Here is a 19,249-nt window from a genome sequence, read left to right on the forward strand (position 1 = left end):
ATCAATAGGTACTGTCATGCAAGCTAAAACTTTAAAATGGATTCTACCCTTTACCGTGCTTATAGTCGGTGTTGTCGGATTTATGTTCGTCAATGCCGTTGCTAAGAGTGAACCTGAGAAGCAAGAAGTCGATTCTCGTCCTGTTGTTGAAGTTGAAACTCTCGCTGCGCAAGATCACCAAGTTGTGATCCAAAGCTATGGCGAAGTAAAACCGCTAGAAAGTACACAACTTTCTATTCAAGTATCGGGCGAAGTTGAATACTGGCACCCTAACTTTGTTGAAGGCGGTGTGGTACAAAAAGGCGAGGTGTTACTGCGTATTGAGCAAGATAACTACGAAGCCGCGTTACTACAAGCAGAAGCAGAACTTGCCAGAGCCGAGGCGCAGCTTATCGAAGAGCAAGCACAAGCTGATGTAGCTGCTGATGAAGCAAGAAGATTTCCAAATAAAAAGCATACCGACCTATTTTTACGTAAACCGCAGGTCATGAGTGCCAAAGCCTCAGTAAAATCGGCAAAAGCTGCACTACAGCGTGCAAAGCGAGACTTAGAAAACTGCGAAGTTATCGCGCCTTATAACGCACTAGTGGTGAAAAAAGACGTTGGTCTTGGCCAGTTCGTGTCTATGGGTAGTTCAGTTGGTACGGTCAACAACATCGAAACTGCCGAAGTGATTATTCCTATCGCGGGTTTTGATTCTGTGTTTTTACCTGAGCGAGTGTCAGGTCTTGCCGCTACGGTTTATCAGCGTGGTGTGAATGCCTTCACTCGAGAAGCGGTAATTGATAGAGATTTAGGTACTGTTGACCAACAAACGCGTATGAACAACTTGGTGGTGCGTATTAACGACCCGTACGGTCTCACAACGCGCCAGCCAGCGATAAAATACGGTACGTATGTACAAGTTAGCTTTGCGGGTAAAACGTTAAAACAAATCTACCGTCTACCTCAAGATATCGTGAATAATCAGTCGGTTTGGTTACTTAGTCAAGATAACCAGCTTGAGCCACGTAAAGTGCAAGTTATCCGCGAAGAGGGTGAGTTCTTCTTAATCGGCGATGGCATCACAAGTCGCGATAAAGTGGTCATGACACCACCTGAGTATCCACAAAAAGGCATGGAAGTTAAAGTTGCTGGCACGGACTCCTCATCAAAGCCAAGTAGTCAGCCGGAAAAGCTGTAACAGCAAGGAGCGACCATGAGTGATATAGAAAAAGCATCGCAGCGCGGTATTATCGCTTATTTTGCGAATAATACGGTAGCGGCAAACTTGTTGATGGTCTTCATACTGATAATGGGTTTTATCAGTTATATGACTATCCAAAGGCAAATGTTTCCAAACTTTGAGATCAATTATGTGACGGTGTCAGCCGTGTATCCTGGCGCGTCTCCTCAAGAAATTGAAGAGGGGATCTTGATCAAAATTGAAGAAGCATTAAAAGACGTTACAGAAATCAAAAAAGGGGTTTACCGTGCCGCTAGAGGCAGCGGTAGTGCGCAACTTGAAATCTATAAAGATGAAGACCTAACGGAAGTAGAAGATAAAATTCGCTCGCGTGTGAATAGTATCGCGACCTTCCCAGCATCCATGGAGCCTGTGCAGGTTCAGCTTATAGAATTTCGTCAAGACGTGGTGAACATCGCGCTGGCTGGTAATCTACCGTTGAATGCACTTAAGCCAATTGCCAAAGAAATCGAGGATGAATTACTAGAAATTTCAACGATTTCACTGGTTGACCGTTCAACCCCTGATTACGAGATTGGCATTGAAGTTGATCCAGATGCTCTGCGCCGTTACAACCTAACGATTAGTGATGTAAGTAGCGCAATTAGACGTTATTCGACCAACATTTCAGCAGGTCAAATCAGGACCGAATCTGGCATTATTGCAGTGCGTGTTGAAAATCAAATGTACCGCGGTAATGAGTTTAGAAACATTCCTGTTAAGGTCGGCGATAACGGCGCCAAAATTTATCTTCAAGATATCGCAGAAATTAAAGACGGTCTAACTGAAGGTGAATATTACTTCCGTTTGAATGGTGAAAATGCGGTATTCCTGTCGGTTAAAGCGACCAAAGACCAAAATATGATCCCAATCGCGAAAGCGGTACATAAATATATCGAAGAGAAAAACGCTAAATTACCTGCAGGCTTAAGATTAGAACCAATTGTTGATATGACGTACTACCTGAACGCTCGACTCGAGATGATGAAGAGCAATATGATCCAAGGGGCGTTACTCGTCGCAATCATGCTGACTATTTTCCTACGCTTCAAATTAGCGCTATGGGTAATGATTGGTTTGCCGGTGTGCTTCCTCGGTGCGTTCCTATTTATGCCAGCACTTGGGATCAGTATTAATATTGTATCGCTGTTCGCCTTTATCATGGTACTTGGGATCGTGGTGGATGACGCCATTGTCATAGGGGAGTCCGCCTACTCCGAAATTGAACGCAAAGGCCACAGCGTTAAGAATGTGGTAATTGGTGCTAAGCGTGTTGCAACGCCAGCAACCTTCGGTGTATTAACAACCATTGCTGTGTTTGCACCTATGTTGTTCTCATCTGGTCCTGAAAGTGCATTCTTTAAGTCAATCTCGGGCGTTATTATTCTGTGCTTGGTATTCAGCTTGATTGAATCCAAATGGATTTTGCCAGCGCACATTGCTCACACTAAGATTAAACCACTACGTCCAAACAGTCGTCGTGCTGCATTTAACAAGAAGTTCTTCGCATTTGTAAACGGACCATACAGACGCTTTATTCAGCGCTGTGTTGACTGGCGCTGGACCGTATTATTAACTTTTGTGGCGATGCTGGTATTTAGCTTTAGCTTAGTGACTTCGAATTTAGTGCGCTTTATTCCATTCCCTAAGGTGCCAGAAGACTATCCAAAGATCGAAATTACCATGAACGACAACGTATCAGACGAGCAGACCATTACAGCGATGCAGTCTATTGAGTTAATGGTACGCAATGTCGATAAAGAGATTGCTCAAGAGTTCGGTCAAGGCATGATTAAGGATGTATATTCTTGGAACCAAAGCCGCACTAAGGGCTCAGTGTTATCGACGTTAGTTGACGAAGAGCAAAGACCATTTACGGCTTTTGAACTTGCACGTCGTTGGCGCGAGGCAATGCCAGAGATCACCGCTGTGAAATCAATCATTGTGTATGACAGTGTTGGCGATCAAAGTGGTGGTGAGGGTGAATTTGGTTATCGCTTGCTAGGTTCTGATATCGAGACCCTCAATGCGGCGGGCAGACAGCTTATTTCTATGTTGCAGCAGCAACCCGGGTTATTTGATATCAGCTCGAGTATTGACCCTGCGAGTAAAGAAATGCAGATCGCGCTTAAGCCAGTGGCTTATGAGCTTGGCTTGCAACTTGCTGATGTTGCGATTCAGGTTGGTAATAGTTTCTACGGTGGCGAAGCACAGCGTGTTATTCGTGATGGCGAAGAGATCAAAGTGATGGTGCGTTATCCTGAACTAGATCGTAAAGCTTTGGCTTCACTTAAGCGTACTATCATCACAACGCCAAAAGGCAAAGAAGTGATGCTAGGCGATGTCGTAGAGTTTACCGAGAAGCCGGGTATCAATTATATTCGTCGTGAAGATGGCTTTAGAACGGTATATGTATACGGTAGCATCGATGAAGAGCTGATTGAGCCAGATGCCGTGGTTAAGAATATCGAAGAAAATATCTTACCAGAGCTACTAAAACAGTTCCCAGGCGTAAAAACTAAGCTAGGTGGTAGTGTGGAAGAGCGCCAAGCACAAACCAGTGAGCAGATCTTATTCTTTGCCGCAGGTATGTTGATGGTTTATATCCTATTGGCTGTGCCGCTTAAGAGCTATGCGCAACCGCTTATCGTGATGTCGGTTATTCCGTTTAGCTTAGTTGGCGCGCTATGGGGTCACTTAGTGTTTGGCTTAGATATGAGTACTATGTCTATGTTTGGACTAGTAGCCGCCGCAGGGGTCGTGATCAACGACTCATTGGTAATGACGGACTATATCAACCAAGCACGTGCCGAGGGCGTTAAGCTTAAAGAGGCAGTTATTGAAGCGGGTTGTGCACGCTTTAGGGCAATCACGCTAACCTCTATCACGACGTTTGCCGGTGTCATGCCAATCATCTTTGAAACGAGTCTACAAGCAAGGTTTGTTATTCCGATGGCGGTATCACTTGGCTTTGCAGTGCTATTCGCAACGCTTATCACGTTGGTGTTAGTGCCTGCCTTATACATCATCTTAACGGATGTGCAGGGTGCGGGTTCACGCTTAAAAGCGAAGATCAGACGCAAGCCTAAATCTGACGATAGCCAACTAGAGAAAGCAGAAGCTTAGAAACTCTCATTTACACTCAATAATATAAAGGCCGCGCAGTGATGCCCGGCCTTTTTCTTTGCGCGCTGGTATGGCTCTTGAATCATGATACACTGGCGAAAAATAACGAATTTAGGATGACAACTTGGTGATGGAAAAAACTCAACCGCTAGCCAAAAAGCAGCCGAAATCCTTGCGGCACCATAATCATGAGCGTATCGACAACTACTACTGGATGCGTGATGACGAGCGTAAAAATGCTGATGTGTTGGCACACCTCAAAGCAGAGAATGATTACTGTGAAGCGCAAATGGCGTCTCACCAAGCGCTGCAAACCCAGCTGTTTGAAGAAATGAAAGGTCGTATCGTAAAAGACGATAGCTCAGTGCCCGCAAAAGATGGCAACTATTGGTATGTGAGTGAAGTGAGTGGTGATGAGGAATATGCTAGGTATTATCGCGCATCACAAGAAGATTTGTCGGATAAAAAACTGCTGTTAGACATTAATCAATTAGCCGCTGGCAACGAGTTTTATGACATCGGTGATATTACTGTAAGCCCAGATGAGCAACTGCTTGCCTATAGTGAAGATACCGACGGGCGTCGAATTTATACCATCAAGTTTCTTGATTTAAACAGCAATACATTACTACAAGACGTGCTGTATAACACGGAAGGTCAGGTAATTTGGGCGAACGACAATAAAACCGTATTTTATGTCAAAAAAGACGAGCAAACGTTGCTCGGCTTCCAAGTGTATCGTCATGTATTGGGAACGCCACAAAGTGATGATATTGTGGTGTTTGAAGAGCAAGATCGCCAATTTTATATGGGATTGGGTAAAAGTCGTGACGAAAGCGCTATTTATATCTATCTTGCTGCGACGGAAACGAGCGATCAGTTAATACTGGATGCAAACGATCCTTGCGGTGAGTTTAGCACCCTTATTCCAAGAGAAATTGGCCATGAATATGGTCTTGAAAAAATGGGAGAGTTCTTTTACATCCTGAGTAATAAGAACGCTAAAAACTTCAGGTTAATGCGTGCAACAGCGGCAACCGTTGGTGATGTCGAGCAATGGGAAGAGTTGGTTGCCCATCGCGACCATGTACTATTAGAAGGCTTGGAGCTGTTCCATAGTCACTTTGTGCTGACTGAGCGTGAACAAGGGCAGATCCGTTTTGTTGTCCACGATTATCAAGGGCAGAGCTATCACCTTGGATTTGATGATGCTTGTTATTTTGCCACGGTAGGAAATAACCCTGAGCCAAGTTCAAGTAATATTCGTATCCACTATTCGAGTATGACAACTCCCAGCTCAGTGTACGATTGTGATTTAACCACTGGTAAGAAAACGCTGAAAAAGCAGCAGCAAGTGTTAGGGGATTTTAAACCAGAATATTATCACTCTGAACGTTTGCACATAACCGCCAGAGATGGCGTTAAAGTCCCTGTATCTTTGGTCTATCGCAAAGATAAGTTTAATCAAGATGGTAGCAATCCATTATTGCAGTATGGCTATGGTTCTTATGGTATTACTATCGACCCCAACTTCTCTAGTCAAATTCTAAGCTTGTTAGATAGAGGATTTGTATACGCGATTGCGCATATTCGAGGTTCTGAGATGCTTGGTCGTGAATGGTATGAGCAAGGCAAAAAAGCGTATAAGCAAAATACCTTCAACGACTTTATTGATGTTACCAAGGCCTTGGTTGAGCAGGGCTACGGCCATAAAGACAAAGTGTTTGCATCAGGTGGAAGTGCAGGTGGCCTGTTAATGGGTGCAATTGCAAACCAAGCTCCAGAGCTGTATTTAGGGTTAGGCTGCCATGTGCCTTTCTTGGATGTGTTAACTACCATGTTGGATGAGTCAATCCCATTGACCACCAACGAGTATGATGAATGGGGTAATCCGAATAATGAAGCGGACTACCAGAATATTTTAGCGTATTCGCCGTATGACAATATTGAAGCCAAAGCCTATCCAAATATTCTAGTCACCACGGGTCTGCACGACTCGCAAGTGCAGTATTGGGAGCCAATGAAGTGGGTTGCTAAGCTTAGAGAATATAAAACGGATGATAATGTACTGCTCTTTAAAACCGACTTGGAAGCGGGTCATGGTGGTGCCTCAGGCCGATTTAAAAGCCTACATGAAAGAGCGTTAGAAATGGCATTCTTTATCAGTTTATTGGATGGTGGGTCGGAGCTTTAGATAACAGCGAGATAAAAGATCGCGAGGTAAACTCGTTCCTACCAAAGAAGAACCTAAGTAGGAGCTGCCTCGCTTGTAGGTCGTAGCTTTAGCTCGACAAAAAGCGATAAAAGATCGCGAGGTAAACTCGCTCCTACCAAAGAAGAGCCTAGGTAGGAGCTGGCTCGCTTGTAGGTCGTAGCTTTAGCTCGACTTGTACATCACAGCTTTAGCCCGAACTACCGTCTATCTTAGTTTAAATATGCTTTAAGCATCCACACCAGCTTTTCTTGCTCTTTGATGTAATCACTCATTAGCGCAGCTGTCCCTTCATCTTCGGCTTCACCGGCCTGTGCTAAAATTTCACGCTGCATAGAAATAAGCGTTGTGTAGCCATCAAGCAGGGTTTCTAGTGCTTGTGTGCCATTACTGATCCCTTTTGCTTCTTGAATTTTACTGGTTTCCAAATAATCAGAAAATGCATGCAATGGATTGCCTTCAATCGTCAAAATACGCTCTGCGATTTCGTCTACCTTCTCAAGTAATAGCGTATAAATTTCTTCAAATTTTAGGTGTAGTTCAAAAAACTCACGACCTTTGATGTTCCAGTGAAAACCACGGGCATTCATATATTGAATTTGGTAGCTACTTAGTAGCGTATTAAGTGACGTTACCAGCGCTTGGCTCTTGGCTTTGTCTAAACCGATAGAATTAATGTTTGTCATGCGATGCTCCTTGTTGATTCACAGTCAGTATGGCGCAACCTTAGGTGATTGCCCAATGATTAAAATCAAAGTGTTTAATCGGAAAAATCAATCAATAAAATAAAAACATATCAAATATTAATACAATATAACGTTGGGATGAGCGTGGTTAAAAACAAGATGAAATCCCCAAAAGCGCTAAAAAATAAGAAAGTGACATGAATACTTGGCGGGAATAAAGCTTGCCAACTTTTCCCAAAATCTTACCAGAGCGCGTAGTTTTTGATCTAAGACAAGTGTTTAATCTCGTTCGTGTTTTGGCGGTTTTAAACTTGATTTAGGTCAAAATATCACCGTGTTATAAGCGCATAATCATTTCATCAAGACACAAAAAACGCGGTGTCTACTACTTGAGGAAATGAGTATGAAAGGCAAAACAAAATCAGAACATAAAATGGAACTCGTCGTCGTTGTTATCGCTTTAGTGGCTTTTGTTGTTGGGCTAGTAGGTCACTTAGCTGGCGCAAGCATCGCAAACTCAGATACCTTTGGCTATATCGCAGCACCGATACCACTCATCATCGGTTTCATTGCACTCATTGCCTATAAGGTGGCGGCAAGTGCTGAGCACCTATAAATACTCTTTTTCTTCCCATCAAGGGCTTTTAGTGTTGGCTATTAGTGACAAATATAATTATTTATGTAAATCACGTATCGCAATACATTAGAAGCCTTGAAGTAACCCGGATATCTCCACATTTTAGAGCTTAGCAATTTACTCATCTGAATCGTTGCTTTGAAGGTATCTACTTGGTAAGTGGAACAACGACAACAATGCGTTTTAAACCGAGTTTTTTTAGTCCGAAATCTTTATTAAGATTATGATATTTTAAGTTAAAAATCCTAATATCAAAATTTATCCAATCGTTCGCATAAGCGAGCTTCTCGCCCCTATCAATAACTTGTGATGACCAATTCCCTCTACGAATAAATCCATCTTTTAGGCATATCCACTAAAAAGGTTAACAAGTCCATATTTAAACGGTTTTACAGATATACAAAGTTGTTTTTTAGCTCAAAAAACAACCATACCAAAGGGGGGTTAAGTTTGTTTTATGTTTTTTGTGTTAACAGTGTGTTTATTTTATGTTTTTTTCTTTTGTGTCGCTTCTGGTTTGTAATGTTGTGTAATGAGTTGTGTGTTTGTTGTGGTGTTAATAAATATTTCATAAATAAAAAGTTTTAAAATCAAGTGTTTTTTGTTTTTTTGGTTAGGTGTTCATTTAGTGTCCTTTTAAGGCGATAAGTCAATTTTTAATCATTCAATTCACCTTAGTCCTCTCAATATTGTGAAAAATTAAATGTTTTTGTTTTCAAAATATCAAAAATGTTAACAAATGATAATGTTTTATAAATGCATGATATTTATCTTGTTATTTTTATGTGTGCATTTTATCATCGAATTTATCATTTCAGTAATGTAAGTGGACTTATGATCATCAAGGATTCGACTTTTAAGAGAATTAAAAACGAAGTGCAGTATGCCTATAAGAACACGAAGTTTTTTAAGAGGCATTTAGAGCAGGTTGGGCTATCACCAGAAGATATATCGACACCCCAGGACTTACTCAAAATACCACCAACTGTGAAAAGAGATTATCGGAAGGGCTTTCCTGTAGATGTTATTGCTTCTGGTTATAACCTCAAAAGTGATCATGTCCTGCGTACTCAGAGCTCCGGCACAGAAGGGGATCGTCTTATCAGTGTGTCTTTGTCCTATGATCTGGCACGTAGACAGGCAAATAGCATCTCGCTCAATTCCGCTTTTAAACCGCTTTGGAAACCAGGGCTTAAGCTTCGAACATGTAGGTTTGCAGCACCTAATTGCTCAGATGTGGAATGTGCAAATCCGAATAGTACGATGGAAAGTCGCCTACTGTGCGATGGAACGTTGGTGCTTCCTGTCTATCACGATCTCCTTACAACACCAGAGCGAATGATTAACATGGCTCTGGACGAAATTGAGATTTATGACCCGCATTTGTTGTTTGTTGACCCAACCCATTTTGCGTTTTTGGCTAGAGAGATGCGTAAATCTGGTCGTACACCTCATAAAACGGATGGCTTTTGCATCATGTCGGGATTTACCCTTTGTACTCAGGTTGCTCGACGACAAATAACCGAAGTATACGGTGATAAGGTTGCATTTGCAGACATGCTCGGAATGTCTGAGCTGGGGTACTTAGGCTTTGAGTGTCCAGCGGGTCAACAACACATGAATACTAAAGATTTCCATATTGAATTTATTAGAGACGGCCGCCCTGCTGAACCAGGTGAATTGGCTGAGTTGGTAATTACTACCCTTGGAGATAGTTTATCCCCTCACATTCGTTATGCCACTGGTGATATCTACCGATTGAGCTCAGATGCTTGTTCTTGCGGGAGTACTGCTCCAGTTGTACGTCATGAGGGTAGATCTAAGAACGTGCTTTGGTTACACGATGGTTCTTTGGTAACGCCCAAAGAGTTAGATGAGTTAATCGGGCCCGCGCAGTGGATTGACATGTACCAGATGAATCAGACCAACGATGACGAGTTTTCGTTTCAATACATACGTAATGATGCCTGGACACAAGGTGCTGAGGATGAATTGTTAGCAAAGCTGCAAGCAACATTGAAGACAAAAAATATCAGCTGTGATGCAAAAAGCTACTTACCTGCGGATAGGGGTGGAAAGTTCCTATCATGTATATCTAGTGTGGCAATGAGAGAAGAAAAAAGAAGGTTAATATCATGGGTTTAGTCACATGTAAATCAGACTTTCCAGTATTGGAACGCTTACTTGATGGACAAAAAATAACGTATTTAGATAGTGCGGCAACATCATTAAAACCGCGATCAGTTATTGATGCTGTATCTAACTACTATTCGCAAAGTGGTGTAAATATCCACAGAGGCAAGTATTACCTGTCCGAAGAAGCGTCTGACGCATACGAAAGAGTAAGATCCGCGATAGCTCAATATTTAGGAGCTTTTGGTAATGAGATTGTTTTTACAAAAGGAACTACTGAGGCGCTAAACCTAGTAGCTCATGGCTTAAATTTACAGCCTGATGATATTGTTATCGGCTGTCTGGACTCGCATCATGCTCAGCTACTGCCTTGGCGCAGAGTTGCTAACTTAAAGTTGGTTAACATCGACAGTAATGGCCAAATTGATATGGATCATTATCACGAATTACTTAAGTTGAATCCAAAAGTTGTTGCTTTAACACATTGTTCTAATGTCACGGGGAATGTTGCCCCTATCGAGGAAATGACGGTTGCAGCAAAACAAGCATGTGATGCGATAGTGGTTGTGGATGCAGCCCAATCAATGCCTCATCCCCATTTACGTATTGATGTTTCTAAAATTGATGTCGACTTTCTGGCGTTTTCCGCACACAAAATGTTGGGACCGACAGGGGTCGGGTGTTTGTATGGGAAAAGTGCCAGATTGAATGAGCTGCGCCCGCTTATGTATGGCGGCGGAATGGTTGATTGGGTTGATACAAATGGTTCACAAGAACGAAAAATCCCACATCGCTTTGAAGCGGGTACACCGCCTATTGCCTCTACATTAGGATTTGGTGAGGCTCTTACATACCTGAAACAGTTTGACGATCAAGAGTCATTGGAACATACCGAAGAGTTAACCAAGGCGATTATTAAAGGTGCGACAGAGCGAGAATATTTACAACTTCTAGGTTCGCACAATGCTGAAAACCGCTGTGCTATTGGCAGCCTGAAGGTCATTGGTTGTGACAATATTTCTGATATTGCCAGAGCTCTAAGTGACTCCTACGGCATTATGTGCCGTACTGGCCATATGTGCGCACAACCTATAGTGGATGATCAGATGGGAGGTGAAATCTTAAGAATTTCAGCGTACATCTACAACACCACTGAAGAAATTGAAAGATTTTACCTTGCGCTTGATGAGTTGGTTTCATTTCTAGGCTTGAATTGATTCGTCTGAGGTTAATTGTAATGTGAGTTTGTACACGATTAATCGATATGGCTGTTAACGGAAATAATAATAAAAATAGGAAAGGATGGAATGTTTACACGATCTTATCCCATATTATCCCGCTTCGTTATCTGGGTTTTCTTACCATTAGCGTTGATGTTGATCTCTGGTTATCTATTCATTCTGCAGAGTCTCCCAAAGCAGCAAGGTGTGATTAGTGTTGAAGGGCTACAAGCACCAGTAGCCATAACTCGAGATGAACATGGTGTCCCTCGAATTAATGCTTCAACCGATGAAGATGCCTTCTTTGCATTGGGGTATGTACATGCTCAGGATCGTATGTGGCAAATGAGTTTTTCCGTGCGACTAGGGCAGGGGCGATTAAGCGAAATCATCGGTTTGGATGCATTAAACGCTGATAAGCTAATGAGAACTTTCGGTTTGTATCGAGCTGCAGAAAATGCACTTGAGTCCCTAGATGAGCCTGCTCGGAAAAGCTTAAGTGCCTATGCCAACGGAGTGAACGCATGGATCGATGAGCAACACACTCTACCCATTGAGTTTTATGTATTAGGTGTTGAGCCTGAACACTGGAAACCGGCCGATTCATTACTTCTTATCAAGTTAATGTCTTTAACCTTAGGCCAGAATTATCAGCGAGAACTCAGTCTAGATTTATTAATCAAAGAACTAGGAATCGATAAGGCGGATGAGTTTATGCCGAATATCAATTCCAACGATACAGACGAAGCCTTGATTGCAAACACGCATGATTTGATTGATGCCAGTTTAATCACAGATATGTTGGCGCAAGGTGAGCAGTTATCGACTCACTTACGTTTTAGTGAAGAGGGTATTGGCAGTAATGCTTGGGCTGTTTCAGGAAAGTTTACTAACAGTGGCTTGCCCTACTTAGCTGGTGACCCTCATCTGGGGGTAGAGATGCCTTCAGTGTGGTATTTGGCTGAAATTCAAGGTGATCGGCTTCATGTGACTGGCGCTACGTATCCAGGTGTTCCTATTGTATTAATGGGTCACAATGACTCGATTGCTTGGAGTACAACCAATATGTACGCCGATACGCAAGACCTGTATCTGGAACGTATTAATCCATTAAATGAAAATCAGTATGAGTTAGACGGTAAATGGCTTGATATGGATATCAGAGATGAAGTTATTCATGTAAAGCCTAATTTTCCCGCATTTTTGACAGACCCGATAACCCCTGTGTCTTGGCAAGTTCGCAGTACTCGTAATGGGCCTCTCATTTCGGATGTGAACACACAAGCATCGACTCCTGTTGCGCTAAGGTGGACCGCTTTAGATAAACAAGATAAGACTTTTCAGAGTTTTCTAGAGGTTAATTACGCAAACAATTGGAATAGCTTCAAAGCCGCACTATCGGATTATTCTGCTCCTGCAATCAACTTTGTATATGCCGATGTTCACGGAGATATAGGTTTATTCGGGGCTGGGAAAGTTCCTATCCGCGGTGATAGTGATGGCAGGTTACCTACCCCAGGTTGGCATTCTCGTTATGATTGGCGCGGATACATCCCATTTACTGAGTTACCACAGCAGCTCAATCCAAAGGAAGGCTATATTGTTAATGCAAACAGCAAGAATCACTCAGATGATTACCCGTATTTAGTTGCCAATCATTGGGGACTCTCATACCGAGGAGATCGTATTCACGAGATATTAAATGACCAGATTGAGTCAGGGAAAAAGCTCGACGGTCAACTCTTTTCTCGCATGCAAGGTGATGTAAAAAGCTTACAGTTCAAAGAGGTACAGCCATTTCTACAACAATTAACCGGACAAACACCTGAGCAGAAAGAGGTTATTGAGAGGTTGTCGCAGTGGGATGGTGTGATGTCCGAAGATAGTGAAGAGGCGGCTGTCTACCAAGTATGGTTGAAGCATTTCAACATGTTACTGGTTGGTGATGACCTTAGAGGTAGTTTACTCCACGAGAGAAGGTCTAATGAATTACAACACTATGTCGGTTCCGCTGTGCAATATAGCCTTATTGGAAAAGTGCTGAATAAAGATAAACAACTGCGCTCTGATTGGTGCGATCGCATTGGCACGACAGAAAGAGAATCATGTGAAGAAATTGCACTGCTTGCAATTGATGAAACGAATGAGGAGCTAAGCCGCTTCGTTACGGCCGGAAAGCGTTGGAAAGATATACATGAAATCAATTATGGCCACAGTATTTTTTCGAATGTGCGAATTTTAGACTTTGTTTTCAACCGTAAAACTGGTTGGGGAGGCGATAGAACGACATTGAATGCAGGTACCTGGAATTACTCTCAGCAAGAAAAATATAGAACACTTATTAGTGCTGCATATCGTCAGGTAATCGATTTAGGTAATTTGAAAAATAGCGGTTTTATCAACAGTACCGGGCAAAGTGGCAACGTGTTTAGCCCACATTACGACGACAACATCCAGCCGTTCAAAGATCAAAAGCTGTTACCTATGCACTTTGATGCTGAGTTGAACTCCAGTGAAGCACCCACGTTACATTTAAAGCCAATCCAATAAGAATCTAAGATAAAAAGGACTGTGTTGATGAAACAAACGAATCAAAAGTCATCAATAGTACTGTTTAAACTTCTGAGTGACGTTGCTCCCAGTAAAGTGTTTTTTTCTATTCTATCAGGATGTATTGGGGGGCTCGCTTACGCGATATTTGTACCTTTAATCCTTCTTGCTTTAGAGCCATCTATTTCTCGTCTAATGCAGCCGGGTTTCGAATCCTCGTATTGGGTTTTTGGCGTATTTGAGGTTACCTCCCCGAAGCAGGCTTTGTTTTTTGTATTTATATGTTTGGTCATTATTTTTTGTCGAGTGATGTCAGGCACCTTAATGGCGCAGGTTGCAGTTGATGCCACGGTTGGTTTGAGAAAAAGATTCTATGAGCGCATCACTCAACTGCCCATTCAGAACCTAGATCATATCGGTCCATCACGCTTACTTACTGCCATGAATAATGACATCAAAGAAGTCACTAATGGTGCTTCTGCAATACCAGGTTTATTGATTGCGATGTTCACGTTTCTTGGGCTGCTTGGCTTTTTGGTTTACTTGAAATTTGAAGTCTTTCTTTTTGTGATGGGGGTACTTCTATTTGGATTGGCTTTTTATCAGATCCCTACCAAGTTGGGACGCATGTATTTAGTGAAAGCGCGTGACAGTTACGACGATATTCAAGAAGGAATGAGGGGGTTAGTGTATGGTTCAAAGGAGCTAAAACTCAATCAACAAAAAAGACAGGACTTCCTAAACGAAAGTATTCACAAGAGCGAAGATCGCTTTGGTGCAGATTATAAACGTGGACGCATGTTGCTAATTTTCGCGATGACATGGAGCAACTTAATGGCCTTTTTGGCGATTGGTGCAGTTACTTACGTGATGTCTAATTTCTATGCATTATCTCTTGAAGATACGGTTGCTGTGGTGATGGTGCTTTTGTATATCACGGGGCCCATTACTGCGATGACCAATATCATTCCAAATATTTTGATGGCTAAAGTAGCAGCTAAAAAGCTAGATAAATTGCTCAATGATATGCAAATAGAGCACCAAACTGAAGTAACTAAACCCATCGATTGTGACACGATACATGTCAAAGGTGTTGAGTATGCATATGGTGGTAATAAGAACACCGAAGATGGTTTTAAGTTGGGTACTATCGATCTATCGATTCATCGTGGAGAGGTGACATTCCTTGTTGGTGGAAATGGCTCAGGCAAAACGACACTAGCAAAACTACTTTCACTGCATTACATCCCCGAGAAAGGTGCGATTCATTTCGATGGTCACAAAGTGACAGCGGATAACCGAAACGCTTGTCGACAAAGCATCTCAGCAATCTACTCAGATTTTCACCTATTTTCTAAATTATTTGGGTTATCAGATCAGGAGCTAGATAGCCGAGCATCGGCACATCTTAAATCGCTTGGTTTGGACAAGAAAGTCGCTATCCGTAATGGTGAGTTTTCAACCACAAACCTATCTGCGGGGCAAAAAAAGCGCCTCGCTTTGCTGGTGACTTATTTAGAAGACCGCTCTATTTATGTTTTTGATGAATGGGCGGCAGACCAAGATCCAGAGTTTAAAGATATTTTCTATAACCAAATTCTTCCAGAGCTGAAAAGCCGAAATAAGCTAGTGATCGTGATTACCCATGATGATCGGTATTTCCATGTCGCGGACAAGCTAGTGAAGATGGAAAGCGGCAAAGTAATAAATGAGGACTCGTCTTCGACCATAAAAACGATAGAGCATGATAAAAATACTAAGGAGACAGTAGATGTCAACTAAGACGAAAGCATCCATAGAAGATGCTCAAATGGATAAGTTCTTCAGGCCATTTGAAATTTCTACAGACTGGAACGAGCTTCAGTTTAGTAAAAATTTGGGCTTGAAAAAGCTGCCGGAGATTGCCGCTGGTTTTATTGAGTATCAGTTTCTTTCTTATTATTTTGCTGATCCACCGAAATGGCGCTTACTAGCAAGAAGGCTTCGTAAAGAAGCCAGAATTGCGCCTGACTACATCATGACAGGTCCTGCTAAAAGTGGCTCTAGTGATTTGGTAAGTCATTTATTACTGCACCCAAATGTTATGCACCCATTATCAAAAGAAATTCGGGTACATAGAAATAAACATTGGCGAGACTTCTATCCGACAGAAAAAGAAAAGCTACGCTTAGAGCAGGAAATGGGCCAACCTGTTATGTGTGGTTGTTTGGAACCCTACCTAAACAATATGTCAGGGATGAAAAAGCTCTATGAAGCTAACCCTAATGCTAAAGTTGTTATTACTTTAAGAGATCCCGTAGATAGAGCCTATTCCTATTGGAAGTGGGAACATTTTCAAGGGGGTGAGGTGATCAAAAACCATCCCTATTTCAAAGAATATGAAAACTATGTCGCGCGTGCCATCGATCTGTTCCCGAGTATTCGAATGGAATCTTTTTGTGGCTCTCCGGTGTTAGAAACCGGTATTTACTACAAAGCTGTACAGCACTGGATAACAACGTTTGGCAAAGAAAATGTACTGGTTTTAGATGTAGCAGACTACTTCAAAGCAAGACAGCCGACTTTGACAAGAATTCAAGAGTTTCTAGGTCTTCCATTGGTTGAGATCCCAGAGTATGGAAAAAAGGCGAATGAAAACCCTATCAAGTTGCCGCGTCCGACTGAAGAAGCGAAGCACATGCTTGCAAAATTCTACAAACCTTTCAATCAACAACTTTTCGACATCATCGAAACTAACTTTGATTGGCAATAAAAGAAAAATAAAGAGATAGAGAATGTCGGCTAATAAACAACAAACAGACAATCCAGAAATCGGAAAGTTTTTCAGAGCGTTTGAGATGACCTCCCAGTGGCGAGAATTAAAGTTTTCTGGGAAATCGGTGTTTTCTGAGCTGCCTAAGGTGATTGCAGGACATATCGAATATCAATTTCTGACTTACTACTTTTCTGATCCACCAAAATGGCGGCTTGCAGCACGAAAGCTGACTCCCAAAAGCAAGCGCATCGTGCCTGACTATATTATGACAACGACGCCAAAGAGTGGCTCTAGTGATCTAGTTAGCCATTTGCTGACACACCCCAATGTGATGCACCCACTTGCAAAAGAAGTGAAATCTTGGGCGTTTAATGATGTTCATGCATTTTATCCTACGCTCAAAGAAAAGCAGAAGCGCGAGGCCAAATTGAACGGCCCTGTGAGGTGCGGTTATCTAGAGCCTGTGCTGATGAACTTACTCATGATGCGTGGCCTACATAGATTAAACCCAAATGCAAAGGTCATTGTTACGCTGAGAGACCCAGTTGATCGTGCTTATTCTCATTATAAGTGGGACATTTTTCTCGGTGGGAGCCGGGTGAAGAAGTACCGGTTTTATGACAGTTTTGCAGCTTACATTGATCGTGCAATCGATCTATTTCCTTGTGTGTCTGTGGAAAGTGCCTGCGGTTATCCCATTTTACAAACAGGGATTTATTGCAAAGCAGTTGAGCAATGGATCAACTTGTTTGGCAGAGAAAATGTCATGGTGCTAAACATCAGTGACTATTTCTCGCAGCGGCAACCCACACTCGAAAAAATCCAAAACTTCCTTGATCTGCCTGTTGTTGATATTCCTGAATACGGAAAGAAAGCCAATGAAAATCCTATCAAGTTGCCACCCGCAGACCCAGAAACGAAAGCGAAATTAGCCGAATTCTATCGTCCCTACAATCAAAAGCTCTTTGATTTATTAGGGAAAGAATTTAGTTGGCAATAAAGATTACGCGGTCTTTTCAATACGGCTGCGAGATTGTTTTACGAATTAACAAAGAGTAGAAGAAAATGAATAACGAAATGCTCTATCTAAAACCTGATGCTTACTTTGAACCACTTATTAATCATTGGTATGCGTGGCCTTACTTAATTCCTCCAGTGACATGTGCTCGTCATATTGTGAATACGCATCGCCGGATTATGCAGTCATTTGTAAAGAACTATAAGCTACATATTCTTGCTTCAAAAGAATCCGTGCTAACAGGCGGTGAGTTTCTCAATTGTACTGAAGAGCAGGTTGATGATATCAAAGCATTGATCACCGAGTTGGATGAAAGATGCGGTGACCTAATTGAATTATCTGATGCGGTTAAATATTTGGATGATCTGCTATATCAGCACACTAGCGGTGAGAGCATTGAGTACTTATATGCAAAAGTGCCGGATCCTCTAAAGGGTTGTGTTGAGCTATTTTTAGATATGGAGCATCGCCCTTCCTTTCGTATTATCGAGCCTTTGATGTATCGCAGCCCATACTATAAGTGTTCTTTACAAAGCTTATCTTTTGGATTGCTATCTAGAGTTGGCGAACGTCCCTTTGTTCTGAGTACACCCAGGCTACCCGATGAGAATCATCTACAGTTGGACGCAGACTTTAATGCTGAGATTGTTGATGCGCTATTCAAGGCCAGAGAGTTGCCGATATCAGCGCAGCACGTTGATGAACTATTTAACGGGATCGAACAAAAAGGAGGATTATCGTATCGCGATTTATTCACTACAGAAGCACCGACGATTAAACATGTTCCAGTTACCGAAGGGGTGAGGCTTAACTACACTGGTCATGCGGGCTTTTTAATTGAAACAAAAGATACCAGCATTTTAGTCGACCCAATTATTGCATCTAGAGAGAACAACAATGACGACACTATGATTGGCTTCAGTGAGCTTCCTCAAGTAATAGATTTTATTCTGCTAACTCACACTCACATGGACCATGCCAACATCGAAACGTTATTGCAGCTTAGATACAAAACCAAAAAAGTGGTGGTGCCCAAAAACAATGGTGGCACATTACCTGATCCGTCACTTAGATTGATGTTACGGCAACTCAACTTTGATGTGATAGAGGTCGATGATTTAGAAGAAATCGCAATCCCCAATGGCCGTATTGTGAGCTTACCTTTCCTCGGTGAGCACGGTGATCTGAATATCCGGTCTAAAGCTGCATGGTATATCGAAGCTTACGGTAAAAAGTGCTTTTTTGGTGCAGATTCATCAAACCCTGATCGCAATTTATATGAAAAGCTGGGAAGTATGTTTCCTGACCTCGATGTCCTTGCGATTGGCATGGAGTGTGTTGGAGCGCCTTATACATGGGCCTATGGAGCACTACACACGAAAAAAGTTCCAAAAGCGATCAAAAACTCTCGACGCCTAGATGGTTCAGATTGTGAACAGGCAATTCCAATGGTGGAAGCCTTTAACGCAAAGCAAGTTTGTGTATATGCGATTGGCTTAGAAACTTGCTTCAAATATTTCAATGGGTTGGAGCACGAAGAAGACTCAAGACAAGTCATGGAGTCCAGTAAGTTTTTGGCGGCTTGTGAAGAGAGAAATGTACCAGCTGAAATGCTGTTCTGCAAAAAAGCAATCAACCTTATTTAATAACTAAAAAGAATAAAATATATACTGGGAAGGGAACACTG

At 42.2% G+C, this 19,249-nt stretch carries 12 protein-coding genes; 11 read left to right on the plus strand and 1 reads right to left on the minus strand.

Translation table 11 applies throughout. The annotated features are described in order from the left end of the window. Positions 1 to 16 precede the first annotated feature (16 nt). The 3 genes from BB427_RS13655 (at position 17) to BB427_RS13665 (ending at position 6,545) form a co-directional block, all read left to right on the plus strand. Complete coding sequence (locus tag BB427_RS13655; protein ID WP_069021202.1) at positions 17 to 1,183, plus strand: efflux RND transporter periplasmic adaptor subunit; 1,167 nt, start codon at positions 17 to 19, stop codon at positions 1,181 to 1,183. Positions 1,184 to 1,198: 15 nt separating this feature from the next. Further along, entirely contained in the window at positions 1,199 to 4,351 is a 3,153-nt protein-coding gene (locus BB427_RS13660; RefSeq protein ID WP_069021203.1) for an efflux RND transporter permease subunit, read from the plus strand. Positions 4,352 to 4,481: 130 nt separating this feature from the next. Next, entirely contained in the window at positions 4,482 to 6,545 is a 2,064-nt protein-coding gene (locus BB427_RS13665; protein WP_069021204.1) for a S9 family peptidase, read from the plus strand. Between the two features lie 230 nt (positions 6,546 to 6,775). On the opposite strand, the gene BB427_RS13670 is transcribed toward BB427_RS13665, so the two are convergent. Continuing rightward, positions 6,776 to 7,249 carry a Dps family protein gene (locus tag BB427_RS13670; RefSeq protein WP_010376518.1) on the minus strand — a complete coding sequence of 158 codons (474 nt, stop codon included), beginning with the start codon at positions 7,247 to 7,249 and terminating at the stop codon, positions 6,776 to 6,778. A 403-nt stretch (positions 7,250 to 7,652) separates the two neighbouring features. Here BB427_RS13670 and BB427_RS13675 point away from each other — a divergent pair, with 403 nt between their 5' ends. The 8 genes from BB427_RS13675 (at position 7,653) to BB427_RS13710 (ending at position 19,208) form a co-directional block, all read left to right on the plus strand. Next, complete coding sequence (locus tag BB427_RS13675) at positions 7,653 to 7,865, plus strand: hypothetical protein (protein WP_069021206.1); 213 nt, start codon at positions 7,653 to 7,655, stop codon at positions 7,863 to 7,865. Between the two features lie 1,284 nt (positions 7,866 to 9,149). After that, the gene (locus BB427_RS13680; protein WP_217492910.1) at positions 9,150 to 10,031 is read left to right on the plus strand and encodes a hypothetical protein; all 882 of its coding nucleotides are present in this window, start codon (positions 9,150 to 9,152) and stop codon (positions 10,029 to 10,031) included. After that, positions 10,022 to 11,236 carry an aminotransferase class V-fold PLP-dependent enzyme gene (locus BB427_RS13685; RefSeq protein ID WP_069021210.1) on the plus strand — a complete coding sequence of 405 codons (1,215 nt, stop codon included), beginning with the start codon at positions 10,022 to 10,024 and terminating at the stop codon, positions 11,234 to 11,236. The genes BB427_RS13680 and BB427_RS13685 overlap by 10 nt, the downstream gene beginning before the upstream one ends. A gap of 90 nt (positions 11,237 to 11,326) precedes the next feature. Further along, positions 11,327 to 13,789 (plus strand): penicillin acylase family protein, encoded by a 2,463-nt coding sequence (locus tag BB427_RS13690; RefSeq protein WP_069021212.1) that lies wholly within the window; start codon positions 11,327 to 11,329, stop codon positions 13,787 to 13,789. 27 nt (positions 13,790 to 13,816) lie between these two features. Beyond that, positions 13,817 to 15,571, plus strand: a complete 1,755-nt coding sequence (locus BB427_RS13695) for a cyclic peptide export ABC transporter (protein ID WP_083229878.1) — start codon at positions 13,817 to 13,819, stop codon at positions 15,569 to 15,571. Then, complete coding sequence (locus BB427_RS13700) at positions 15,561 to 16,541, plus strand: sulfotransferase domain-containing protein (protein WP_069021214.1); 981 nt, start codon at positions 15,561 to 15,563, stop codon at positions 16,539 to 16,541. Before BB427_RS13695 ends, BB427_RS13700 begins: the two co-directional genes overlap by 11 nt. Before the next feature lie 22 nt (positions 16,542 to 16,563). Continuing rightward, entirely contained in the window at positions 16,564 to 17,544 is a 981-nt protein-coding gene (locus BB427_RS13705; protein WP_069021216.1) for a sulfotransferase domain-containing protein, read from the plus strand. Positions 17,545 to 17,609: 65 nt separating this feature from the next. Next, on the plus strand, positions 17,610 to 19,208 hold the full coding sequence (locus BB427_RS13710) for an MBL fold metallo-hydrolase (protein ID WP_069021218.1): 1,599 nt from the start codon (positions 17,610 to 17,612) through the stop codon (positions 19,206 to 19,208). Positions 19,209 to 19,249: the final 41 nt, after the last annotated feature.

Source organism: Pseudoalteromonas sp. BMB (assembly GCF_001709235.1).
Taxonomy (GTDB): domain Bacteria; phylum Pseudomonadota; class Gammaproteobacteria; order Enterobacterales; family Alteromonadaceae; genus Pseudoalteromonas; species Pseudoalteromonas maricaloris.

What these genes read in the sequence shown, in the direction of transcription:
- BB427_RS13665 (WP_069021204.1), top strand. Translation starts at nt 4,482, where the DNA reads ATGGAAAAAACTCAACCGCTAGCCAAAAAGCAGCCGAAATCCTTGCGG.
- BB427_RS13695 (WP_083229878.1), top strand. Translation starts at nt 13,817, where the DNA reads ATGAAACAAACGAATCAAAAGTCATCAATAGTACTGTTTAAACTTCTG.
- BB427_RS13675 (WP_069021206.1), top strand. Translation starts at nt 7,653, where the DNA reads ATGAAAGGCAAAACAAAATCAGAACATAAAATGGAACTCGTCGTCGTT.
- BB427_RS13710 (WP_069021218.1), top strand. Translation starts at nt 17,610, where the DNA reads ATGAATAACGAAATGCTCTATCTAAAACCTGATGCTTACTTTGAACCA.
- BB427_RS13670 (WP_010376518.1), bottom strand. Translation starts at nt 7,249, where the DNA reads ATGACAAACATTAATTCTATCGGTTTAGACAAAGCCAAGAGCCAAGCG.
- BB427_RS13705 (WP_069021216.1), top strand. Translation starts at nt 16,564, where the DNA reads ATGTCGGCTAATAAACAACAAACAGACAATCCAGAAATCGGAAAGTTT.
- BB427_RS13685 (WP_069021210.1), top strand. Translation starts at nt 10,022, where the DNA reads ATGGGTTTAGTCACATGTAAATCAGACTTTCCAGTATTGGAACGCTTA.
- BB427_RS13700 (WP_069021214.1), top strand. Translation starts at nt 15,561, where the DNA reads ATGTCAACTAAGACGAAAGCATCCATAGAAGATGCTCAAATGGATAAG.
- BB427_RS13655 (WP_069021202.1), top strand. Translation starts at nt 17, where the DNA reads ATGCAAGCTAAAACTTTAAAATGGATTCTACCCTTTACCGTGCTTATA.
- BB427_RS13660 (WP_069021203.1), top strand. Translation starts at nt 1,199, where the DNA reads ATGAGTGATATAGAAAAAGCATCGCAGCGCGGTATTATCGCTTATTTT.
- BB427_RS13680 (WP_217492910.1), top strand. Translation starts at nt 9,150, where the DNA reads ATGGAAAGTCGCCTACTGTGCGATGGAACGTTGGTGCTTCCTGTCTAT.
- BB427_RS13690 (WP_069021212.1), top strand. Translation starts at nt 11,327, where the DNA reads ATGTTTACACGATCTTATCCCATATTATCCCGCTTCGTTATCTGGGTT.